General features: G+C 75.5%; 18 protein-coding genes. 10 read left to right on the top strand and 8 right to left on the bottom strand.

Annotation, left to right across the window (positions count from 1 at the left end; genetic code table 11):
* Positions 1-188 precede the first annotated feature (188 nt).
* Together BLU95_RS04650 and lepB are read left to right on the top strand one after the other, a co-directional pair.
* The gene (locus BLU95_RS04650; protein WP_093858831.1) at positions 189-1,274 is read left to right on the top strand and encodes a helix-turn-helix transcriptional regulator; all 1,086 of its coding nucleotides are present in this window, start codon (positions 189-191) and stop codon (positions 1,272-1,274) included.
* 150 nt (positions 1,275-1,424) lie between these two features.
* Positions 1,425-2,468, top strand: a complete 1,044-nt coding sequence (gene lepB / locus BLU95_RS04645) for a signal peptidase I (RefSeq protein ID WP_093858830.1) — start codon at positions 1,425-1,427, stop codon at positions 2,466-2,468.
* 189 nt (positions 2,469-2,657) lie between these two features.
* On the opposite strand, the gene BLU95_RS04640 is transcribed toward lepB, so the two are convergent.
* The 3 genes from BLU95_RS04640 to BLU95_RS04630 form a co-directional block, all read right to left on the bottom strand.
* Positions 2,658-3,353, bottom strand: a complete 696-nt coding sequence (locus BLU95_RS04640) for a TetR/AcrR family transcriptional regulator (RefSeq protein WP_093858829.1) — start codon at positions 3,351-3,353, stop codon at positions 2,658-2,660.
* Positions 3,354-3,473: 120 nt separating this feature from the next.
* Entirely contained in the window at positions 3,474-4,775 is a 1,302-nt protein-coding gene (locus tag BLU95_RS04635) for an MFS transporter (RefSeq protein ID WP_093858828.1), read from the bottom strand.
* Positions 4,772-5,662, bottom strand: coding sequence for a pirin family protein (locus BLU95_RS04630; RefSeq protein ID WP_093858827.1), 891 nt, complete (start codon positions 5,660-5,662; stop codon positions 4,772-4,774). The genes BLU95_RS04635 and BLU95_RS04630 overlap by 4 nt, the downstream gene beginning before the upstream one ends.
* A gap of 144 nt (positions 5,663-5,806) precedes the next feature.
* On the opposite strand from BLU95_RS04630, the gene BLU95_RS04625 reads away from it, so the two are divergent.
* The 4 genes from BLU95_RS04625 (at position 5,807) to BLU95_RS04610 (ending at position 9,814) form a co-directional block, all read left to right on the top strand.
* Positions 5,807-6,394, top strand: coding sequence for an NADPH-dependent FMN reductase (locus BLU95_RS04625; RefSeq protein ID WP_093858826.1), 588 nt, complete (start codon positions 5,807-5,809; stop codon positions 6,392-6,394).
* Positions 6,395-6,440: 46 nt separating this feature from the next.
* The gene (locus BLU95_RS04620; protein WP_093858825.1) at positions 6,441-7,274 is read left to right on the top strand and encodes an MBL fold metallo-hydrolase; all 834 of its coding nucleotides are present in this window, start codon (positions 6,441-6,443) and stop codon (positions 7,272-7,274) included.
* 254 nt (positions 7,275-7,528) lie between these two features.
* The gene (locus BLU95_RS04615) at positions 7,529-8,383 is read left to right on the top strand and encodes an alpha/beta fold hydrolase (RefSeq protein WP_093864637.1); all 855 of its coding nucleotides are present in this window, start codon (positions 7,529-7,531) and stop codon (positions 8,381-8,383) included.
* A 237-nt stretch (positions 8,384-8,620) separates the two neighbouring features.
* On the top strand, positions 8,621-9,814 hold the full coding sequence (locus BLU95_RS04610) for a trans-sulfuration enzyme family protein (protein ID WP_093858824.1): 1,194 nt from the start codon (positions 8,621-8,623) through the stop codon (positions 9,812-9,814).
* A 60-nt stretch (positions 9,815-9,874) separates the two neighbouring features.
* Here BLU95_RS04610 and BLU95_RS04605 read toward each other — a convergent pair whose 3' ends face one another.
* A complete protein-coding gene (locus tag BLU95_RS04605; protein ID WP_093858823.1) occupies positions 9,875-11,662 on the bottom strand; it encodes a SpoIIE family protein phosphatase in 1,788 nt (595 codons plus the stop codon).
* 131 nt (positions 11,663-11,793) lie between these two features.
* Complete coding sequence (locus tag BLU95_RS04600) at positions 11,794-12,258, bottom strand: MarR family winged helix-turn-helix transcriptional regulator (RefSeq protein ID WP_093858822.1); 465 nt, start codon at positions 12,256-12,258, stop codon at positions 11,794-11,796.
* A 181-nt stretch (positions 12,259-12,439) separates the two neighbouring features.
* On the opposite strand from BLU95_RS04600, the gene BLU95_RS04595 reads away from it, so the two are divergent.
* The gene (locus BLU95_RS04595) at positions 12,440-13,288 is read left to right on the top strand and encodes an SDR family NAD(P)-dependent oxidoreductase (protein ID WP_093858821.1); all 849 of its coding nucleotides are present in this window, start codon (positions 12,440-12,442) and stop codon (positions 13,286-13,288) included.
* 109 nt (positions 13,289-13,397) lie between these two features.
* Here the strand turns inward: BLU95_RS04595 and helR are convergent, their stop codons facing one another.
* The gene (helR, locus tag BLU95_RS04590) at positions 13,398-15,587 is read right to left on the bottom strand and encodes an RNA polymerase recycling motor ATPase HelR (RefSeq protein WP_093858820.1); all 2,190 of its coding nucleotides are present in this window, start codon (positions 15,585-15,587) and stop codon (positions 13,398-13,400) included.
* Between the two features lie 394 nt (positions 15,588-15,981).
* Here helR and BLU95_RS04585 point away from each other — a divergent pair, with 394 nt between their 5' ends.
* Together BLU95_RS04585 and BLU95_RS44955 are read left to right on the top strand one after the other, a co-directional pair.
* Positions 15,982-17,199: an ROK family transcriptional regulator gene (locus BLU95_RS04585; RefSeq protein ID WP_093858819.1), complete on the top strand. Its 1,218-nt coding sequence runs from the start codon at positions 15,982-15,984 to the stop codon at positions 17,197-17,199.
* A gap of 167 nt (positions 17,200-17,366) precedes the next feature.
* Positions 17,367-17,960, top strand: coding sequence for a hypothetical protein (locus tag BLU95_RS44955; RefSeq protein WP_286158617.1), 594 nt, complete (start codon positions 17,367-17,369; stop codon positions 17,958-17,960).
* A 38-nt stretch (positions 17,961-17,998) separates the two neighbouring features.
* On the opposite strand, the gene BLU95_RS04575 is transcribed toward BLU95_RS44955, so the two are convergent.
* Both BLU95_RS04575 and BLU95_RS04570 read right to left on the bottom strand, forming a co-directional pair.
* Entirely contained in the window at positions 17,999-18,655 is a 657-nt protein-coding gene (locus tag BLU95_RS04575) for a transcriptional regulator (protein WP_159424770.1), read from the bottom strand.
* Positions 18,656-18,735: 80 nt separating this feature from the next.
* Positions 18,736-19,542, bottom strand: a complete 807-nt coding sequence (locus BLU95_RS04570) for an AraC family transcriptional regulator (protein WP_093858817.1) — start codon at positions 19,540-19,542, stop codon at positions 18,736-18,738.
* A 73-nt stretch (positions 19,543-19,615) separates the two neighbouring features.
* On the opposite strand from BLU95_RS04570, the gene BLU95_RS04565 reads away from it, so the two are divergent.
* Positions 19,616-20,803 carry an MFS transporter gene (locus BLU95_RS04565; RefSeq protein ID WP_173862003.1) on the top strand — a complete coding sequence of 396 codons (1,188 nt, stop codon included), beginning with the start codon at positions 19,616-19,618 and terminating at the stop codon, positions 20,801-20,803.
* Positions 20,804-20,851 lie beyond the last annotated feature (48 nt).

Genomic DNA, 20,851 nt, shown 5'->3' with positions numbered 1-20,851 from the left:
GACCGTCGAGCGGCGGGAGGACCGGACATCGGGTTCCCCCGCCGCGCCGGCCGACCCGGACCGGGCGTCGGGGTCGGGGACCGACCGGAGGATGAGGAGAAGGGGGCCGGGGACCGTCCGGAGGGGGAGGGCGGATCCGCCCGGCGGGGCATGGGTGGGCGCTCGGTGTGCGTGTTAGCTTCCGGCGCATGGGATCACGCGGGGCACGTGGGGCGGCGGCGCGGCAGGCGATCGAGGAGCTGCGGGAGCTGGCCGGGGCGGGGCTGGGGGCCGAGGGGGTGTTCCGCAGGGCGGACGAGCTGTTGCGGGGTGTCCTGGAGTACGACGCGGTCTGCTGGCACTCGGCGGATCCGGCGACCGGGCTGGTGAACTCGGTGCTGAGCGACGACCTCAGTCTGGAGGGGTTCGAGCACGCGGTGCGCCTGGAGGTGTGGGCGGACGACGTGGCGACGTTCTCGGGGATCCGGCGCAGCGGGGTGCGGGCGGAGACGCTGAGCCGGGCGACCCGGGGGCGGCCGGCGGAGAGCGTGCGGTTCCGGGAGCAGATCCGGCCGGCGGGGTTCGGCGACGAGCTGCGGGCCGTGTTCGACGCGAACGGCGGGATGTGGGGGTGCGCGGTCTTCCTCCGGGTGCCCGGCCGGGGGCCGTACCTGGCGCGGCACCGGGACTTCGCGGACCTCGCCGCGCGGCACCTCGGCCATGCGCTGAGGGCCTGTCATGTGCCCTCGGCGGCCGTGGCGCCGGGCCGGGCGGCGGACGCCGGGCCGGCGGTGGTGGTGCTCGGCCGGGGGAACCGGCCGATCGCCGTCTCCGGTCCGGCGGAGGAACTGCTCGGCCGGCTCTCCGACCCGAGCCGGACCTCGCTGCGGGTGCCCACGGCCGTCGCGATCGCCGCCGAGCAGGCCCGCCGGGTGGCGCACGGCCTGCCCGTGCCGCAGTCGAAGATCCGGGTGCAGGACGGCGAGGGCCGCTGGTACGTGCTGCACGGTTCGGCGATGCAGGGCGCCGCCGAGGACCTGGTGACGGTGGTGGCGGCGCCGGCGGGGCCCGCCGACGCGGTGCCGCTGTACCTCTCGGCGTACGGACTGACGGCGCGGGAGCAGGAGGTGGCGCTGCTGCTGGTGCGGGGGTGCGACACCCGGGACGTGTCGCGGCTGCTCGCGATGAAGCCGTACACGGTGCAGGACCATCTGAAGTCGGTGTTCGCCAAGGCCGGAGTGGCCAGCCGGAGGGAGCTGGTCGCGCGGATCATGCTGGGCGGTGGGGTGTCGTAGCGCCGGGGCCCTGGGTGTACGTTCTGACGGGGCGACGGCGGCGGGAACGGTCGGGGTGCGGCCCCGCCCGGTTGCGGGAACCGTCGATCGTTAGCTGACAACGGGGGGTCCCGCACGGGGGCCCGCCGGGCCGTCCGGAGGGGGCCAGGGATGAGCGTGGAGGAGACCGTCGGTGCGGCGGGCAGCGGTCAGGGCGACGGGGAGACCCCCGAGGTGGCGGCCACGGCCACGGCCACCGGGGGCCGCGCCGCCGACGCAGGCGCGGAGGGGAGGACCGGAGAAGGGGCCGACGGCGGCGCGGACGCGAACGGCAGGGGCGGGCGCGGGAAGGCGAAGAAGAAACGGCCGTTCTGGCAGGAGCTGCCGATCCTGATCGTCATCGCCCTGCTGCTCTCACTGGGCATCAAGACCTTCTTCGTCCAGGCCTTCTCCATCCCCTCGGGCTCGATGCAGCACACGCTGGAGAAGGACGACCGGGTCCTGGTGGACAAGTTCACCCCGTGGTTCGGCGCCGAGCCGGAGCGCGGTGAGGTGGTGGTCTTCAAGGACCCGGGCGGCTGGCTGGACTCGGTGCCGCGGGTCAAGGGCAACGCGTTCGTCGAGGGGATCCGGACCGCGCTCGGCACGGTCGGTCTGCTGCCCTCCGACAACGAGAAGGACCTCATCAAGCGGGTGATCGCGGTCGGCGGCGACACCGTCGAGTGCCGGGAGGGCAGCCCGGTCAAGGTCAACGGGGTGGCGCTGGACGAGCCCTACCTGTACCCGGGGGCGACGCCGTGCGGTGACGCGCCGGTGGGCACGGTGACGGTGCCCAAGGACCAGCTGTGGGTGATGGGGGACCACCGCAACGACTCGCGCGACTCGCGCTTCCACGTCAACGAGCCCGGTGGTGGGTTCGTCCCGGTGAAGAACGTCATCGGCCGGGCCTTCGTGATCGCCTGGCCGCTGTCGCGCTGGGACACCCTGTCGGTGCCGGACACCTTCGACCAGAAGGGTCTCGCGGCAGGGGCCCCGGACGGCCTCGGCGGGCGTGGCGGGGAGGGTCCGGCCGAGCCTTCGGCGCCGGAGGCCGCCCTGGTGGCCGCGGCCGTCCCGTTCGTGCTGCTGCGGCGACGCCGGGTGGAGCGGGCGGAGACGGGGAAGCGGACCCGGCGGGCGGAGCGGACCGAGCGGGCGGGGGACGCCGACCGCTGAGGAGCGAGGCGGGAGCCCGGGTGCCCGTCGGGCCCGCCGTACCTGTCCGCCGCCGTACCTGTCCGCCGCCGTGCTCGCCCCGGTCCTCCGGGGCCGGGCCCGGCGGCGGACCGCTTCGCGAGAGCGGTCGGGACGGTCAGGGCGGTCGGGACGGTCGGGGCGACGGCCGAGGGGAAGGTCGGGGGCCGGTCAGGCGGCCGGGCCGTGCCAGCCGGGGGGACGGCCGTAGCGGGCGAGGAAGAGGTCGACACCGGACCCGATGGTGCGGGCGAGTTCGTCGTCGTCCACCGGAGTGGTGGGGGCGAAGGTGTGCACCAGCTGCGGGATGCCGACGGTACAGGCCACCAGCTGCTGGACGGCGAGCTTCGGGTCCGGCACGTGCAGTTCGCCCTTGGCGGTGAGGTCGGTGAGCATCTCGACCAGCGGGCCGTTGTTCATGTCGTAGGTGACCAGGTACCAGAGCTGGCCGAGCTGCGGGAAGCGGTCGATCTCGCCGATCACCAGACGGCGCAGCAGCATGATCTCGGGGCGCAGCAGGATGCGGGTGAGCTCGGTGGCGTGCCGGACCAGGGCGGTGCGCAGGTCCGGGGCGTCGGCGAGGGCCCGGGCGGGCGGCGTCAGGTCGGCGTAGGTCTTCGGCAGCACACCGCTGACGACGGCCAGGAACAGGCGCTCCTTGCTGCCGAAGTGCTTGTAGATGGTGGCCTTGGAGACGCCGGACCGGGTGGTGATGACGTCCATGGAAGCGGCCGAGTAGCCCTCGGCGAGGAACTCCGCGAGGGCGGCGTCGATGATCGCCTGACGCTTGCGGGCCGCGGTGTCGCCCGGTGCCGGGATGATCGGCATCCCGTACTCGTCGGTGGCGTCCTGGCGCTCGGCTCCCATGCGTCCGTCCTTCGTCCTTCGTCGGGGTGGGAAGGGGGCTTCCCAGGCGTGGCGGGCTTCTGCGACGGGATGGTACCGACCGTTTGGGACGGTAGTGACCGGTCCGGGTGATTGGACCGTTCAGTATAGGAACTGAACCGTTTGGTCCGCAAAGCCCGCGAGCACCGGACCCGCTGCGACGCCGGCCGGGAAGGCCAGATTGAAGAGGCCGAGCGCGCCGCCCTGCCGCTCCGGTGCGAGCCCGCCGACCGCCGAACCCGTGAGCACCCCCTGCCCGCCGGCGGTGACCAGTGAACCGAGCCCCGAGCCGAGCAGGACGACCGGGGGCCACGGCGCGAAGGCCGCCGCGGTCGCGGCCGCCGCCGAACCCGCCGCCAGCAGGACCCGGACCCGTCCCGTCCCCAGGGCCGGGGCGAGCCGGACCAGCTGCCAGGAGAGCAGCGCGCCGGCGAGCGACACGGACGCGACCGCGGCGCCGGTGGGCAGCGGGCCCCAGCCGGTGAGGGCGGCCACCCGGCGCGGGGCGCCGTACACCAGGGCGAAGTTGACGGTGGCGAGCGCGAGCATGAGCAGCGCCGGGCGGCGGAAGCCGGGCCGCCGCAGCAGGCCCAGCGGCAGGGCGTCGCGGAACCGCCCGTCCGGTGCCCCCGGCCGGGCGCGCCGGGCCCGCGCCGCTCGTGCTCCGTGGCCTCCGTGCCCCTGCGGCCGTTGCCGCCTTTCCCGTGCCGCCTGCCCCTCCCGCTCGCCGCGTCCCGCCCGCCCGGCCGGGCGCAGTAGGGCGGGGAGCACCGCGAGGGCGAGCAGCGGCATGACCAGCGCGGCCCGCCAGCCGAGCAGTTGCGCGGCGCCCGCGCCGACGAACAGGCCGAGCGTGCCACCGGCGGCGTTGCCGATCGCGACCAGGCCGGTGGAGCGGCCGGAGCGGTCGCGGCCGGCGATCCGGAAGGCCGCGACGGTCAGTCCCGCGGCCCCGGCGGCCTCCACCGCCCGCCCTGCCACGAGCGGCGGCAGGGCGGAGGGTGCGGTCAGCACGATCGCGGCGCCGAGGGCGACCAGCGCCGCGCCGGCCCGGACCAGGGCGGCGGGGCCGCGCCGCCCGGCGGTGCCCGCCAGCAGCGGAGTGCCGGCCAGCAGGCCGAGGCCGTACGCGGTCATCAGCCAGGCCGCCGAGGCGGTCGGGACGTGCAGGGCGTGGGCGGCGGTGGGCAGGGCCAGGCTCGGCCCGGAGATCCCGCTCGCGGCGGCGGCGATCAGCAGCGCCGCGGCCGTCGTCCCCGGTGCCCGCCCGCCCGGGGCGGTGGTGGCGGGGCGGTGGCCGGCGGCGGGGGCCCGCGAGGCGGCGCGGGTGCGCGGGACGGCGGGGGCCCCGGAGGCGGCGGGCGGGTGCGGGACGGCCGGGACGGGGAACGGGACGGCGCTCATGCCGGCATCCGGCCCATCAGGCCGCGCGAGTGGTCCTGCTGGGCCCGGTGCAGCTCGGCCACCGTGTTCATCACGAACGGCCCGCTGCGGGCGACCGGTTCGCCGATCGGCTCGCCGGCCAGGACGAGCACCTCGGCCGGCCCGTCCACGGCCCGCACGGTGAAGCTCTCGCCGTCGTGGTCGAGGACGGCGAGGTGGCCGTCGGGCAGCGGGACGCCGGCGGTCACGGCGCGGCCGGTCAGGGTGTGGAACGCGGCGGTGTGGTGGGCCGGCGCGGTGAACTTCGCCGAGCCGCCGGCCGCGAGCCGGGCGTGCACCACCAGCAGCGGGGTGCGGGTCTCGAAGGGCGCGGTCGCGCCGTGGGTGGTTCCGGCGAGGACGATCAGTTCGGCGCCCTCGGCGGTGCGGACCACGGGCAGGTCGGCGGCCTCGGCGTTCTGGCTGTGCGGCGGCACTCCCTTGAGCCGCGCGGGCAGGTTCACCCAGATCTGCAGCATGTGCTGGCGGCCGCCGGCGGCGAGGAACTCCGGGGTGGGCAGGGCCTCGTGGACGATGCCCGAGCCGGCGGTGAGCCACTGGACGCCGCCGCCGCGGACCACGGCGCGGTGGCCCCGGGAGTCGGCGTTCGCGATGTCGCCGTCGATGACGTACTGGATCGTCTCGAAGCCCCGGTGCGGGTGCGGGGGAGCACCCTTGGCCTCGCCGGGGGCGAGGTCCACCGGCCCGACCTGGTCGACCATCAGGAAGGGGTCCAGGAGGGGCAGTTCGGCGGTGGGGAAGGGGCGGCGGACGGGGAAGCCCGCGCCCTCGAAGGTGTGGAACGGGGGGACGACGCGGGCGACGGAGCGGCCGGTCGCCGGTGTGGTGCGCACGGGTGTCGTGGTCATGGCTCGACTGAACTACACCACTCAGTTCAGTGTCAAGACTGAACAGTTCAGTTGACAAGGTGAACTGATCCGTCTAGTTTTCTCGGTGTCGACCTCGACAGTCACCACAACACCAGCAGTCACCCCACCACCGAGGAGCACCTCATGACCGCGTCCAGGATCTTCGCCATCTCCGGTTCGCTGCGCGCCGACTCGCACAACACCCGGCTGCTGAAGGCCGCCCAGAAGTTCAACCCGGGCGGCCAGGAGATCGAGATCTACGAGGGCCTGCGCGAGATCCCGCCGTACGACCTGGACCTCGACACCCCCGAGCTGCGCCCGGCCGTCGTCGAGGACCTGCGCCGCCGGGTCGCCGAGGCCGACGGCCTGCTGATCGCCACCCCCGAGTTCAACTACTCCATACCCGGCGTGCTCAAGAACGCCATCGACTGGCTGAGCACCGACTGGACCCGCACCGAGGGACTGCCGCTGCACCGCAAGCCCGCCGCCATCCTCGGCGCCGCGCCGACCAACTTCGGCACCGTCCGCGCCCAGCTGGCGCTCCGCCAGGTCTTCGTCTGGACCGAGACCGACGTGGTGGTGAAGCCCGAGGTCATCGTCTTCCGGGCGCACGAGCGCTTCGACGAGGAGGGCAACCTCACCGACGAGACCACCATCGGTCTGCTCCAGGGACTGCTGTCCGCGCTCCAGGAGAAGATCGACGCCAAGGCGGAGCGCGCCGCCCGCGGCTGACGCCCCGCCCGCGCACCGCACACCGTACGACGGGGGGAACAGAGAGATGTCCGACCACCGCACACCAGCACCGACAGCAGCACGGAACACGCCCACCACCACGCCGACGCCCACCACCCCGGTCACCGTCACCGCCGCCCACCTGGGCACCGCCACCGTCCTGCTGCGGATCGGCGACCTGACCGTCCTCACCGACCCGGCCCTCGACCCCGGCCCGGCCGACTACCCGGCGGCCCGCCCGCTGCGCCGTACCGCCGGCCCGGTGCTCACCGCCGACCGCCTGCCGCCGATCGACCTCGTCCTGCTCTCCCACGACCAGCATGCCGACAACCTCGACCCGACCGGCCGGACCGTGCTGGCCGGCGCCACCACCGTGCTCACCACGCCCGAGGCCGCCGAACGGCTCGGCGGAGCGGCCGAGGGGCTGGCGACCTGGGAGAGCCGCCGGATCACGGCCGGCGCCACGACCGTCACCGTGACGGCCACCCCCGCCCGGCACGGACCGCCCGGCACCGAGGAGGTCACCGGCCCGGTCACCGGCTTCGTCGTCGAGTACGACGGCGGCACCCTCTACCTCTCCGGGGACACCGTCCGCCACGACGAACTGGCGGGCATCGCCGAACGCTTCACCGTGGACACCGCCTTCCTGCACCTGGGTGACGCCCACTTCCCGTCCACCGGCGACCGGGCGTTCTCGATGAGCGCCCGCGAGGGGGCCGAACTCGCCCGGCTCCTGGGCGCCCGCACGGTGGTCCCGGTCCACTACGAGTCCTGGGAGCACCTCGGCGAGGACCCGGACGCCATCACCGGGGCCTTCTCGGCCCCCGACCTGACCGGCCGGCTGCGGCTGCTGACCCCCGGCGTTCCCGAGTCGCTGTGAGCGGCCCCGAACGCCCGGGGGCTGCGACCGCCGACTCCCGCCCGACCGAACGCCAGCACCGGACCCAGCCGAGGAGCACTCCCGTGTCCGCCGCCGCCCGTACCGAAGCCGCAGGCCGCACCACCGTCCGCGCAGGCCGCACCACCACCGGCGCGATCCACACCGCCACCGGCGCAGGCCGCACGACCACCGACGCAGACCACGCCACCACCGACCAGGACTCCACCGCGGGCGGTTCCGCCCCGCACACCGAGGTGCGCCACCGCACGGTCGAGATCGACGGCCTGCCGGTCTTCTACCGCGAGGCGGGGGACCCGGCCCGGCCGACCCTGGTCCTGCTGCACGGCTTCCCCACCAGCTCGGCGATGTTCCGCGGCCTGCTGCGGGACCTCGCCGACTCCTACCACCTCGTCGCCCCCGACCACGTGGGCTTCGGGCAGTCCGCCACCCCGCCCGTCGGTGAGTTCGAGTACAGCTTCGAGAAGCTCACCGAGTACACCCTCGCCCTGCTGGACACGCTCGGCCTCGACCGGTTCGCCCTCTACATCCAGGACTACGGCGCCCCGATCGGACTGCGGATCGCCTCCCGGCACCCGGAACGGGTCACCGCCCTGATCAGCCAGAGCGGCAACGCCTACCCGGAGGGGTTCACCCCGTTCTGGGACGTGCTGTTCGCCCACGCCGTGGACCGCCCCGCCCACGAGCCCGCCGTGCGCGAGCTGCTCACCGCGTCCGCCACCCGCTGGCAGTACACCCACGGGGTGCCCGCCGACCGGCTGGACCGGCTCTCCCCGGACAGCTGGACGCTCGACCAGGCCGGACTGGACCGCCCGGGCAACCGGGAGATCCAGCTCCAGCTGTTCTGGGACTACCAGTTCAACCTGGAGGGCTACCCGGACTTCCAGGAGTACTTCCGGACGCACCGGCCGCCGACCCTGGTCGCCTGGGGCCGCAACGACGAGATCTTCGGCCCCGCGGGGGCCAGGGCCTTCGCCCGCGACCTCCCGGACGCCGAGATCCACCTGCTCGACGCCGGGCACTTCGCCCTGGAGACGCACGGCCCGGAGATCGCCGCACTGGTCCGGGACTTCCTCGGCCGTCACCTCTGACCCCGGGGGCCGGGCGGCGGCCCGGCCCCCGGACACCCCGGGACCTCTCACCCCGGCCCCGGACACCCCGGGACCCGTCCGTCCTTCCGCGACAGGGGTGCGGAAGGACGGACGGCCGACGGGCACCCGACGGGCACGCAGCGGGCACCCGACGGGCACCCGGCGACCGGGAATCCGGGGCCACCGGGACGGGATTGGCCCTGGTCCGGTCGCGGTGGACGCGGACAGGATGGGGGGATGAGCGACTTCCACGACGGGCTGCGGCCCGAGAGCCGGATCGTCCACCCGCCCGTGCAGGAGGTGGTCGGAAGCCGGCCGCTGGGCGTGCCGATCCACCAGGGCCACGTCTTCGCGTTCCCCGACGGCGACGCGCTGGCGGAGGCCTTCGGAGGGCCGGGCCGCGCCTTCCTCTACAACCGGATGGGCAATCCGACGGTCCGTTCGCTGGAGCAGGCGGTGGCCGGGCTGGAGGGCGGCAGCGGTGCGCTGGCCGCCTCCTCCGGGATGGGCGCGATCAACACGGTGCTGCTCGCCCTGCTCCGCTCCGGGGACCACGTGATCGCCCAGGAGAGCCTCTACGGCGGCACCTTCGCGGCCCTGGCCGACCTCGCCGCGCGCTGGGGTGTGACGGTCACCCACGTCCGGGGCGACGATCCGGAGGAGGTCCGCGCCGCGCTGCGGCCCGCCACCCGGCTGCTGTACCTGGAGACGGTCTCCAACCCGACCGCACGGGTCACCGACCTGCCCGCCCTGATCGGCGTCGCCCGCGAGGCCGGAGTGCTGAGCGTGGTGGACAACACCTTCACCACCCCGCTGCTCTGCCGCCCGATCGAGCACGGGGCGGACATCGTGGTCCACTCGGCCACCAAGTACCTGGGCGGTCACTCCGACGTGCTGGCCGGGGTCGCCGTCTTCGCCGACGCCGCGCTGCACCACCGGGTCTGGGAGCACGGCGTCGAACTCGGCGCCTCCCTGGACCCGTTCGCCGCCTGGCTGACCCTGCGGGGGATGCAGACCCTCGGGCTGCGGATGCGCCGGCACAGCGAGTCCGCGCTCGACCTCGCCGGACGGCTGGCCGCCCACCCGGCGGTCACCACCGTGCACCACCCGGGGCTGCCGGGCCACCCGGACCACGAGCTGGCCCGCCGGCTGCTGCCGGAGGGCCAGGGCGGGGTGTTCGCCGTCGACCTGGCCGGCGGGCGGGAGGCCGCGGCCGCGTTCGTCGGCGCGCTCCGCCTCGCCTCGCTCGCGCCCTCGCTCGGCGGGGTGCACACCCTGGTGATGCACCCGGCCAGCACTTCGCACCGCCAGCTCTCGGACGAGGAGCTGGTCGCCGCCGGGATCGGCCCCGGCACCGTGCGGCTCGCCGTCGGCATCGAGCACCCCGAGGACCTCTGGGCCGACCTGGAGCAGGCCCTGGGCAAGCTCTGAGCGGACGCCGCCCCCTCCCCGCCGCCTCCCCGCCGACTCGTCCCCGCGGCCCCGGGCCCGCTATGCCCGGGGCGGCGGCCGGAGCCGGGGCCGGGCAGCCAGCACGGCGACGTCGTCCTCCGCCGGGTGCCCGGGGGCCGGGCCGAGGGCGTGCAGGGCGGCGTCGAGCAGGTCGTCCAGCGGACCGGTGACGGGCAGGCGCAGGGCGGCCAGCCGGGCCAGCGAGACGTCGATGTCCTCGCCGCGCCGTTCGACCAGACCGTCCGTGTACAGCAACAGGGTCTCGCCGGGCAGGAGGGGCCGGGTGGAGAGTTCGTAGCCGCCGACCCCGGTGCCGAGCGGCGGGCCGGTCGGGATCCGCAGCAGTTCGGTGGGCCGCCCGGGCGCGATCAGCGCGGGCGGGAGGTGTCCGGCGCCGGAGAAGGTCCACCGGCCCCGGCCGGGGTCGGCGAGCGCGAGCAGGCAGGTCGCGGGGCGGGCGGACTCGTTGGCGGCGATGACGGTGTCCAGCTGCCGCAGGATCCGGTGCGGAGGAAGGTCCATGCCCGCGACGTCGCGCAGGGTGGAGCGGTAGTTGCTCATGTCGACGGCCGCCTCGACGCCGTGGCCCATCACGTCGCCCATGACCAGCAGGGTCCGCCCGAACGGCAGCCGGACGGTCTCGTACCAGTCGCCGCCGACCACCGAGCTGCTGCCGGACGGCAGGTAGCGGGAGGCGAGTTCGAGGTTCTGGTGCGGGTTGCCCGGTTCGCTGAGCAGGGCGCGCTGGAGGTCGAGGGCGATGCCCTGGGAACGGCTGTAGCGGCGGGCGTTGTCGATGCCGGTCGCCGCCCGGGCGGCGAGGTCGCCGACCAGCACCGCGTCGTCCGGGCCGAAGCCGGGGGAGGCGTCGGTGCGGGCCAGGGTCAGCAGGCCGACCAGCTGACCGCGTGCGGTGAGCGGCAGCACCAGCAGCGAGGTCACCCCGAGGGTGCGGAAGACGGCCTCGGCGTGCGGATCGGGCGCGGCCGCGGCGAGCTCCTCGGCGCCGCGCGGGGCGAGCAGCACGGCGACGCCGGAGGCCAGGGCGCGGGCCGCCACCGACCCCTCCCGGTGGCGCAGCGACTCGCCCGGGCGGGCCAGGGGGCCGAGGTCCGCGCGCAGCGCGGGCGCGGCGGCCAGCCCGGCCCGGTGGAACCGCAGGCCCGGTGTCCCGCCGGGCCTGGCGGCGGTGGCCGGCGGCAGGACGTCGACGGTGGCGAGCTCGGCCAGCCGGGGCACGGCGAACGCGGCGAGTTCGGCGCCGGTGGTGTCGATGTCGAGGGTGGTGCCGATCAGCTCGGCGGCGGCCTCCAGGAGGGCGAGCCTGGTCCGGGCCCGGGTGAGCTCGCGGCGCAGTTCCTGGACCGGGTCGGGATCGTCCAGGACGGCCACGATCACGCCGATGACGCGGCCTCCGGCGGTGAGCGGCCGGTAGCGGATCCGCAGGCCCGCCGGGACGGGGAGGCCCGGGCCGTCCGGGCCGCCGGCGACGCGCTCGCGGTCGCGGCCGTCGTCCAGGACCCGGCGCACGGTGCCGACGGCGTCGGCGAAGGCGGTGTCCGGGGCCGGCCGGCCCAGCAGGTCGGCCCGGGGCAGACCGGTGACGGTGGTGAAGGCGGCGTTCAGGTACGACCAGCGCAGTTCGGGGTCGAGCAGGGCGACCCCGGTCGGCAGGACGTCGAGCAGCTGACGCAGGAGGTCGGGGTCGTCGCTGTCGGTAGTGTCCGGCGCACTCCCGGAGAGCGCCGCGGCCGCCGCCGCGAGCGCGGGGGTGTCCGCGTTCGTGGGGGTGCCGCCGTCTCCTCCGTCGTCGTGCCGGAACCGCATAGGTCCATGATCACGCTCCGCGGCGCGGCTCGCCCAGGGAGTCGCGCATTCTTGACCGCCCGGTGGGATTCCGGTATCGGGGCGGCGGGCCGCGGGGGCGGTTGGCCCGCCGGCGCGCGCGGGTCGGCGGGTCAGGCCCCGGCGGGGCGCTTGAGCTTGGCCCAGACGGCCTCCAGAGCGGCGATGTCGCCGTCGTCGAGGCGGTCGTCGAAGACCTCGGCGAGTGCCGCCCGGCGGGTGGCGTCGGCCTCGGTGAACAGCCGTCGTCCCTCCTCGGTGAGTGCGATCCGCACGGAGCGGGCGTCGGTGGGGGAGGGTGCGCGCTCGACCAGGCCGCGGGCCTGCAGCGCGTCGGTGACCCGGGAGACCTGGCTGCGGCTGAGCAGGGTCTTGGCGCCCAGGTCGGAGGCGGCGACCGGTTCCGCCTGGCCCCGCAGCCAGAGCATCACCTCGAACCAGGAGAGCGGCAGGTCGTGGGCCCGGGCGAGGGCCTGGTCGACCCGGGCGCTCAGGGTCGTGCCCGCCCAGACCAGGCCGTAGAAGGCGTGGTCGCGGGCGGTGAGGTCGCCCAGGGTGAGGTCGGTGCGCTGCGACATACCGGAAGCCTACCTGTTTGCGTGTGCGTGCACACATCCTCTAGGGTGTGTGTGCACGCACACAAGTTGCCGGGTGCGAACCACGGCACGCGAATCACCGCGTGCGGACCACCGCACGCCAGTCCCCGCTCCGGGGCACGGCCGCCCGACGGCCGCGGCTCCGGCAAGGCAAGGAGTCCCCGTGACCACCACCGACCGGATCGTTCTCATCACCGGCACCTCCAGCGGCATCGGCCTGGCCGCCGCGATCGCCGCGGCCGGCGCCGGCTTCCGGGTCGTCGCCACCATGCGCGACACCGGCCGCTCCGGCCCGCTGACCGAGGCCGCGGAGGCGGCCGGCGTCGCGGACCGGATCGAGATCGCCAGGCTCGACGTCACCGACGCCGCTTCCGTGACCGCGTGCCTGGCGGACGTCGCCGCCCGGCACGGCCGGCTGGACGCCGTGGTCAACAACGCGGGGTCCGGCCGGGTCGGCACCGTCGAGCAGGACGGTCTCGCCCCCGTCCGCGAGGTGATGGAGGTCAACTTCTTCGGTGTGGTCGAGGTGACCCGCGCCGCGCTGCCGCACCTGCGCGCGAGCGGCGGCCGGGTCGTCACCGTCACCAGCGTCGGCGGCGTGGTCGGCCAGCCCTTCAACGAGGCCTACTGCGCGGCCAAGTTCGCGGTCGAGGGCTTCATGGAGTCGCTCGCCCCGGTCGCCGCGACCGTCGGCGTCACCGTCACGGTCGTCGAACCGGGCGCCGTGGCGAGCGAGTTCGTCGCCAGTCAGGGCATCGACCTGCCCGCCCTGCTCGCCGCCGCCGGACCCTACGCGCCCGCCCTGGACGCCTACGTGGCCCGTACCAGGACCGCCTTCGACCAGGCGCAGAGCGCGGAGGCGGCCGCGGCGAGCATCGTCGCCGCGCTCACCGCCGAGCGGCCGCCGTTCCGCGTCCAGACCTCGGACCGGGCCCGGGCCTTCGTCGGGGCCAAGCTCGCGGACCTGGACGGGTCCGCCGTCCAGGGGATCACGGCCGGCTGGGTGGCCTGAGCGCGGCCGCGGCGGCCCCGGACGTCCGGCGGCGACGCGGCGGCCCCGGACACCCCGGCGGCGGTGGCACGACGGACGGCCGTCGCCCCGCCGCCGGGGCGCGCCCCGGTCAGGCTCCCGTGAGCACGACCAGCTGCCGGGTCGCCCGGGTCATCGCGACATAGCGGTCCACGGCGCCGCCGACGCCCTCGCCGAAGCCCGCCGGGTCGACCAGGACGACCAGGTCGAACTCCAGCCCCTTGGCCAGCCGCGGCGTGAGCGCCCGGATCCGGCCGCTCGCCCGGAACTCCTCGCGGCAGGTGGCACCGAACTCCGCGGCGAAGGCCGCGTCGCCGATGACGCAGGCGGTGCCCTCGGCGTGCGCCGCCAGCCAGTCGGCCAGCACACCGTCGAGACCGGAGACCGGGCCGTGGGTGACCGGCACCCCGCTGCGGCGCACCGAGGTGGGGACGTTGGCGTCCGGCAGAGCGGCCCGGATCACCGGCTCGGCCTCCGCCATGACCTCCTCCGGCGTGCGGTAGTTGACGCTCAGCGAGGCCACCCGGGCGCGGTCGAGACCGATCCGGGCCAGCCGCTCCGGCCAGGACTCGGTGAAGCCCTCCCGGGCCTGCGCCCGGTCGCCGACGATGGTGAAGCTCCGGGACGGGCAGCGCAGCAGCAGCATCTGCCACTCGGCGTCGGTCAGTTCCTGCGCCTCGTCCACCACGATGTGCGCGAACGGTCCGGCCAGCCGGTCCGGGTCGGCGGCGGGCAGGGAGCTGCCGTCGACCAGGGTGTCCTTGAGGTCCTGGCCGCGCAGCATGGCGACGGCACCCTCGCCGTCGTGGTCGGCCTCGAGGATGTCGCTGATGACCTCGGCCATCCGGTCGCGTTCGGCGGCCAGGGCGACCTGCTCCCGGCGCCTGCGGCGGGCGTCCGCCGGGTCGCCGAGCCGCTGCCGGGCCGCGTCCAGGATCGGCAGGTCCGACAGCGTCCAGGCCTGCGGCTCGGCGCGCTGCAGCCGGCGGACCTCCTCGGGGGCGAGCCAGGGAGCGCACAGCCGCAGGTAGGCGGGCACCGTCCACAGGTCGCCGACCACGTCGGCGGCCTCCAGCAGCGGCCAGGCCCGGTGCAGTGCCTCGACCAGCTCGCCGTCCCGCCGCAGCGAGCGCAGGAACAGCTCGACCGGGACGTCCTCGCCGCCGTCCAGCTTGGCCAGCAGGATCTCCGCCAGCTCCGCCCACACCTGCTCGCGCGCCTCGTTGTGCGGGGTGCCCGGGTCGGGGGCCGCGAAGGCCTCGGCCCAGTCCTCGGGGTCCAGCCGGAGGTCCTCCCAGTCGGTCGAGACGATCATGCCCTCGGTCGGCGGCTCCTCGTAGATCCGCACGGCCTGCTCCACCGCCCGCACCAGGTCCGCCGAGCCCTTCAGCCGGGCCACCTCCGGGTCCGGCTCGGCCGTCGCGCCCGCGCCCTCGGCGACCAGGTCCCGCACGGTGCAGGTGCGCACCCCCTCCTCGCCGAGGCTGGGCAGCACGTCGGCGACGTAGTCCAGGTAGGGCTGGTGCGGGCCGACGAACAGCAGGCCGCCGCGCCGGTGTCCGAGCCGCGGGTCGGAGTAGAGCAGGTAGGCGGAGCGGTGCAGGGCGACGACGGTCTTGCCCGTGCCGGGGCCGCCGTCGACGACCAGCGCGCCGCGCGAGCCGGCCCGGACGACGGCGTCCTGGTCGGCCTGGATGGTGGCCAGCACGTCCCGCATCCGCGCCGAACGGCTGCCGCCCAGGGTGGCGATGAACGCCGACTGGTCGTCCAGGGCGGCGTGCCCGTCGAGGCTCTCGGCGGCGAACACCTCGTCCCAGTAGTCGGTGATCCGCCCGCCGGTCCAGCGGTAGCGGCGGCGGCTGGCCAGGCCGGCCGGGTCGGCGTGGGTCGCGGCGAAGAACGGTTCGGCGGCGGGCGAGCGCCAGTCGACCAGCAGCCGGCGGCCCTCGGCGTCGGTCAGACCGAGGCGCCCGATGTACACCGGCTCGGCGCCGTCCGCCGGGACGATCCGCCCCAGGCACAGGTCCAGCCCGAACCGGCGCAGGGCGCGCAGGCGGCCGGTCAGGCGGTGGACCTCGAGGTCCCGGTCCATCGCGGCCCGGCCGGCGCCGCCGGGTGCGCGGCGAGCGGCGTCGAGGCTGTCGGAGGCCTCGGCGATCGTCCGTTCCAGGCTCTCCGCGACGGCCGCGAAGTGCCGCTCGTCCGGGCCGACCAGGGCCGGGTCCGCCTTGGCGGCGAGACGGTCGGGAAGGTCGAACACGCTGGTGGCGGGGGTGGTCATGGCAGCGGTTCCGATCCGTTGGTCCGACTGGGGCTGGTGCACTGAGCAGGACTCCAAGGGGCTCGTTCGGGTGCGGGACGGGTTCAGGTCGTTGATTGTGCGGCAGGACGGGGGCCTTGCGGCAAGGCCCCCCTTGCGCTATATCTTGAGAGTGGCAAGAGGAGTGTGACGGCCTACCGCTCCCGCCGCGCTTCCCCTCTCGTTCCGCTCTCCTCGGTGCGTCCTCCTCGACGAGGGCCGTTCCCCTTCCCGACGAGGCCGGTTCTCCGCGCCGGCGCGTCCCGCCCCGGCGGCCGGGACCGGAACCCCCCGGTGGGCGCCGTGACAACGAGTCATACTGGCTGGTGCCCAGGGCGTGTCGTGCCCGGGAGAAGACCCCAGACCGGAGGACCTGATGAGCCGCGACCTGCCGACCACCGTTCCGCCGGGCCCCACGCCGGCGCAGCCGTGGAACCGGCAGCGGCTGCGCAGCAACAACGAGTGGCTGCTGCTCGAACGGCTGCGCCTCGGCGGCCCGTCCTCGCGGGCCCAACTCGCCCGTGACACCGGCCTGTCCAAGCCCACCGTGTCCGCCGCGCTGGCTGCCCTCGAACAGGCCGGGCTGGCCCGGGAGGCCGGGCGCTTCGTCCCCGAGCGCGGTCGCACGGCCGTCCTGTACGAGCCCGACCCGCTCGCCGGGCACGTGCTCGGTGTCGACATCGGCCGGGCCCGGCTGAGGGTCGCCGTCGCCGACCTCGCCGGGGACATCGTGGCCCGCCGTGACATCCCGAACAAGGGGCGGACGGCGAACGCGGTGGCCGACGCCGTGGTGGCCGCCGCCCGGGAGACCACCGCCGAGGCCGGGGTCGCCGCGGCCGACATCGTGCACGCCGTGATCGCCACCCCGGGCGTCTGGGACGAGGAGCGGCGGGGCGTGCGGTACGCCACCAACCTGCCGGGCTGGGGCAGACCCGGGCTGTTCGACCGGATCGCGGCCGGGCTGGAGACCACGATCACCGTCGGCAACGACGCCAACCTGGCCGCGCTCGGCGAGTACACCCTGGGCGCCGGGCGGGGGAGCGGCAGCCGGATGTTCGCCTACCTGGTGGCCGGGACGGGCCTCGGTGTCGGCGTGGTCAAGGACGGCGAGCCGCTCCTCGGTGCCCACGGCGCCCTCGGCGAGGTGGGCATGGTGCCGCTCCCGCCGCACCCCGACGGCACCCCGGGCGGGACCGTGGAGCAGGTCGCCGCGGCGGAGGCGGTCGTCCGGACGGCGCTGGAACTCGGCATGACGGGCCCGTTGACGGCCAAGCAGGTCTTCGACCGGGCCCGCGCCGGTGATCCGCTCGCCGCCGCCGCCGTGCACCGTGCGGTCGGCCAGCTCGCCTACGCCCTCGCCGTGGTGTCCGCCGTCCTCGATCCGGACCTGATCGTGCTCGGCGGCGGTATAGGAGGCAGCGCGGACCTGCTGCTCGAACCCCTCGGCCAGGCACTGCACCGCCTCACGCCGATGCGGCCCACGCTGGCCGCCAGCCGCCTCGGCGAGGAGGCGGTCCTGCTCGGCGCGCTCGCCACGGCGCTCGACCTCGCCCGCCCGGAGGTCTTCGAGCGCCGCTCGTCACCGACGGACTGAGCGCGGGCGCGGGGTCCGGCGCTGCGTGATCGGGGCCGGCCGGTTGATCGACGCTGAGTGATGGCCAGGTCTCGATCTGCTTACAAGTGTTTGAAGTATGTACAGACCGTGTGACAGGACTGATTGACTCGCGATCCTCTTTCAAGTGGAACGGAGCGTTCACGTCCATGCCTTCACGGATGCGCGGCGGTCGTCGCGGCCTGGCCGCCGTCGCCGGACTCGTCTTCACGGTCGGTCTCGCCCTGACGGGCTGTGACCCGACGGCGGCCGACACCGCCACCGTCGCGGTCACCACCCCCGCCACCACCCCCGCCGCCCCGGCCGCGGTCACCACCCCGCCCGCGGCCGCCCCGGCCGTCACCGCCCCGGCGGCCGCGCCGGTCCAGACGCCGCCCCCGGCGCCCGCGCCGACCGCCGTCGTACCTGAACCGACCAAGCCGGCCGCCGACCCGGCGCCGGTCGTCCCGGTCGTCCCGACCACCGCCCCGCCCAAGGCCCAGCCGACGCCCAGCAAGGCCGCGCCCCAGCCCAAGGCGACCACCGCCCAGCCGCCCACCGACCCGGTGCCGGCCGAGCCCAAGCCCGTCGAGACCAAGCCGGCGGCCGCCGCCGGTGACTGCGAGATCAAGTCCAACGCGGGCAACTGCTACAAGGCCGGCCAGTTCTGCCGCGACGCCGACCTCGGCCGCACCACCCACGAGGCCGGCGGCCGGGTGATCACCTGCCGGATGGTCAGCGGCAAGCCGCACTGGCAGGCCTGACCCGGCTCAGGGGTGCCGGGTCGGCGTGCGTCAGAACCTCAGGGGTGCTGGGCCAGCGTGCGCCAGAACATCGCCTCGTAGCTCTGCAGCAGTCGGCCGTACTCGCGGGCGGCGGCCGGGTCAGGGCCGGTGAGACCCACCGGACCGAGCGCCTCGGCCGCCGCCCGCTCCAGCGCGGTGGGGGGTTGGGCGAAGAAGTCGAAGAAGGCGCAGGCTTCCTCGCCGAAGCCGTGGAAGCGGCGCAGCGCCCCGGCCAGCGAAGCGCAGTAGCCGCCCCAGGCGGTGAAGTTGGCGACCAGGGCGGCTGCGACGGCGGGCGGGCGGCCGTTCAGGGCGAGCCAGGCGAGGTAGGAGGGGTAGGCCTGGCAGCCGGGCAGGGGTTCCGCCGCGGCTCCGGGCGGTCCGCAGGCGGCCGCGAGGGCGGGCACGGTGCGCAGGGCCGCGCTCTCCCCGTCCGCGAGGCCGGCGAACCAGGCACCCAGGGGTGCGTCCGCGCAACGGGTGGCGAGCAGGAGGAGGCTGCGGCGGTCGGAGGCGATGATCCGTTGCTGCTGTGCGGCGAGGGCGGCGAGGGTGCCGAGCCGCCCGCGTCCGGTCGCGAACTCGGTCACCAGGGCGGGCGGTTCTTCGGCCGGCGGTGCCAACTCATTTCGTAGGCGCTTGAGTTGCTGTTCGATCGACTGGATGTCGGGCATGCGCGTGCTCCGTTTCGCTCCGGGAGCCCATGAGTACCGCGTCCGCCCGCGGTCGGTCCCGGGGGCGCGCCGGGGCGGCCTCAGCTGTCGGTGCGGCGCTCCCCGGCGGGTTCCCCGGCCTCGAACCAGCCGCTCGGCGGCACGCCCAGGGCACGGTGGAACATTGCCGTGAACGCGCTCGGGGTGGCGTAGCCGAGGGCGGAGGCGACGGCCGTGACCGGCGTGTTTCCCGCCAGCAGGGTGACGGCGTGGATCAGCCGGGCCTGCTGGACCCAGTGGGAGAAGGTCGTGCCGGTCGCGGCGGGGAACCTCCGTTGGAGGCTGCGCGGGCTGAGATGGGCGTGGGCGGCGGCGGTGGTGGTCGTCCAGCGGGCGCCCGGGGCGGCGCGGACCGCCGCGCAGAGTGCGTCCAGGGCGGGGTCGGTCGGCACCGGGAGGTGCAGGGCGGGGACGGGTCGCGGTGCGAGTTCGAGCAGCAGCAGGTCGACGAGGCGGCCGTCGCGGCCGTCGACCCGGTAGTCGAGCGGGATGCGGGTGGCGGCGTCGACGAGTTCGCGCAGCAGCGGCGGCACCGCGACGACCGTCGGCGTGTCGGGCAGGCCGGCCGCGGCGCCGGGTTCGAGGTACAGCGTGCGCATCCGCACCGGCCCGGTGCAGGTCATCGCGTGCACGACGCCGGCCGGGACCCAGACGCCCCTGGTGGCCGGAACCACCCACGTCCCCCGGTCGGTGACGACGGTGATCGCTCCGCTGGTTCCGTAGATCAGCTGGGCCCGGCGGTGGTGGTGCGGGGGGATGTGGTGGCCGTCGGGCAGGTCGCGCGCCATCGCCGCCAGCGGGCGCGGCACGTGCTGGTAGTCGTCGCGGTTCTCGCTCTTGCCATGCATTGGCGCACTCTCGACAGGGGACGGCAGATCGGCGAAAGCTTGCCACAGGTGGCTCTCCGTAGCGTTTCGTCCCGTGATCGACAACGACCGTGAGGTCCGTGTGCCGCGACGGACCACCGCGCTGCTCGCGACGACCAGCGCCCTGACCGCCGCCAACATCTACCTCGGACAGCCGCTGCTGGGCAGCGCCGCCGCCGCACTGCACGTCCCGCCGGCGACGTTGGGTGCCGTGCCGACCGCCACCCAGATCGGCTACGCCACGGGTATCGCGCTCATCGTTCCCCTCGGCGACAGCCGGGACCGGCGGCGGCTGATCCTGGGCCTGTGCGCGGCCTCGGCCGTTGCCCTCGCGGCCTCCGCGCTCGCCCCGACGGCGGGTCTGCTGGTCGTCGCGGCCCTCGCACTCGGCCTGCTCTCCCCGGTCCCGCAACTGGTGGCGCCGCTGGCCGTCGCCCTGGCCGGTGGCCGGGACCCCGGCCGGACCGTCGGCACCGTCCAGGCCGGCCTGCTGATCGGGGTGCTGGCCTCCCGGACGTACTCCGGGGCCCTCGCCGAAGCGGCGGGCTGGCGCGCCGTGTACGGGTGCTCCTGCGTGCTCACCGTGCTGCTGACCCTGGTGCTGCGTCGGGCACTGCCGACCGGGCCGCTCACCGCCCCGCCCGCCTGGGCGTTGCCGTACCGCGAGCTGCTGGCCTCGGTGCCCCGGCTCTTCGCCACCAGTCCGCAGGTCCGCCGCATCACCCTCTCCGGCGGCCTGGTCGGCGTCTCCTTCGGCACCTTCTGGACCGCGCTGACCTTCCTGCTCGAGCAGGACTACCACTACGGCTCCACCGTCGTCGGTCTGTTCGGCCTGGTCGCCGTGGCCGGAGCCCTCGCCTCCACGGCCGCCGGGCGCGTGGCGGACCGCTTCGGACGCCGCCGCGTCGTGCTCGCCTCGGTCGCCGTCACCGCCGCCGCCTGGGCGCTGCTGCTGCCCGGCGGGAGCGGGATCGTCTGGCTGACGGCCGGGGTCGTCGTGCTCGATGTCGGCACCTGGGGCAACCAGGTCGTCTGCCAGGGTGTCCTGTTCACCCTCGACCCGGCGCTCCACAGCCGCCTGAACACCTGCTGGTTCACCCTCCGCTTCCTTGGCATCGCCGTGGGCTCGCTCGTGGGTTCGGTCGCCTGGGCGCACGGCGGCTGGCCGGCCGTGGTCGGTGTCGGAGCCGCGGCGAGCGTGGCGGCGCTGCTCGTCGCCGGACTGCCGGAGCGTCGGTCGTAGCGCCGGCCCGCACCGCCCGGTGCGGGCCGACGCCGTGTGCGTGCGGCC

This window comes from Streptomyces sp. TLI_053 (genome assembly GCF_900105395.1).
GTDB lineage: Bacteria > Actinomycetota > Actinomycetes > Streptomycetales > Streptomycetaceae > Kitasatospora.
Note: the sequence above shows the minus strand (reverse complement) of the source record. Positions and strands in the feature narration are given on the sequence as shown.

What these genes read in the sequence shown, in the direction of transcription:
- BLU95_RS04650 (WP_093858831.1), top strand. Translation starts at nt 189, where the DNA reads ATGGGATCACGCGGGGCACGTGGGGCGGCGGCGCGGCAGGCGATCGAG.
- lepB (WP_093858830.1), top strand. Translation starts at nt 1,425, where the DNA reads ATGAGCGTGGAGGAGACCGTCGGTGCGGCGGGCAGCGGTCAGGGCGAC.
- BLU95_RS04640 (WP_093858829.1), bottom strand. Translation starts at nt 3,353, where the DNA reads ATGGGAGCCGAGCGCCAGGACGCCACCGACGAGTACGGGATGCCGATC.
- BLU95_RS04635 (WP_093858828.1), bottom strand. Translation starts at nt 4,775, where the DNA reads ATGAGCGCCGTCCCGTTCCCCGTCCCGGCCGTCCCGCACCCGCCCGCC.
- BLU95_RS04630 (WP_093858827.1), bottom strand. Translation starts at nt 5,662, where the DNA reads ATGACCACGACACCCGTGCGCACCACACCGGCGACCGGCCGCTCCGTC.
- BLU95_RS04625 (WP_093858826.1), top strand. Translation starts at nt 5,807, where the DNA reads ATGACCGCGTCCAGGATCTTCGCCATCTCCGGTTCGCTGCGCGCCGAC.
- BLU95_RS04620 (WP_093858825.1), top strand. Translation starts at nt 6,441, where the DNA reads ATGTCCGACCACCGCACACCAGCACCGACAGCAGCACGGAACACGCCC.
- BLU95_RS04610 (WP_093858824.1), top strand. Translation starts at nt 8,621, where the DNA reads ATGAGCGACTTCCACGACGGGCTGCGGCCCGAGAGCCGGATCGTCCAC.
- BLU95_RS04605 (WP_093858823.1), bottom strand. Translation starts at nt 11,662, where the DNA reads ATGCGGTTCCGGCACGACGACGGAGGAGACGGCGGCACCCCCACGAAC.
- BLU95_RS04600 (WP_093858822.1), bottom strand. Translation starts at nt 12,258, where the DNA reads ATGTCGCAGCGCACCGACCTCACCCTGGGCGACCTCACCGCCCGCGAC.
- helR (WP_093858820.1), bottom strand. Translation starts at nt 15,587, where the DNA reads ATGACCACCCCCGCCACCAGCGTGTTCGACCTTCCCGACCGTCTCGCC.
- BLU95_RS04585 (WP_093858819.1), top strand. Translation starts at nt 15,982, where the DNA reads ATGAGCCGCGACCTGCCGACCACCGTTCCGCCGGGCCCCACGCCGGCG.
- BLU95_RS44955 (WP_286158617.1), top strand. Translation starts at nt 17,367, where the DNA reads ATGCCTTCACGGATGCGCGGCGGTCGTCGCGGCCTGGCCGCCGTCGCC.
- BLU95_RS04575 (WP_159424770.1), bottom strand. Translation starts at nt 18,655, where the DNA reads ATGCCCGACATCCAGTCGATCGAACAGCAACTCAAGCGCCTACGAAAT.
- BLU95_RS04570 (WP_093858817.1), bottom strand. Translation starts at nt 19,542, where the DNA reads ATGCATGGCAAGAGCGAGAACCGCGACGACTACCAGCACGTGCCGCGC.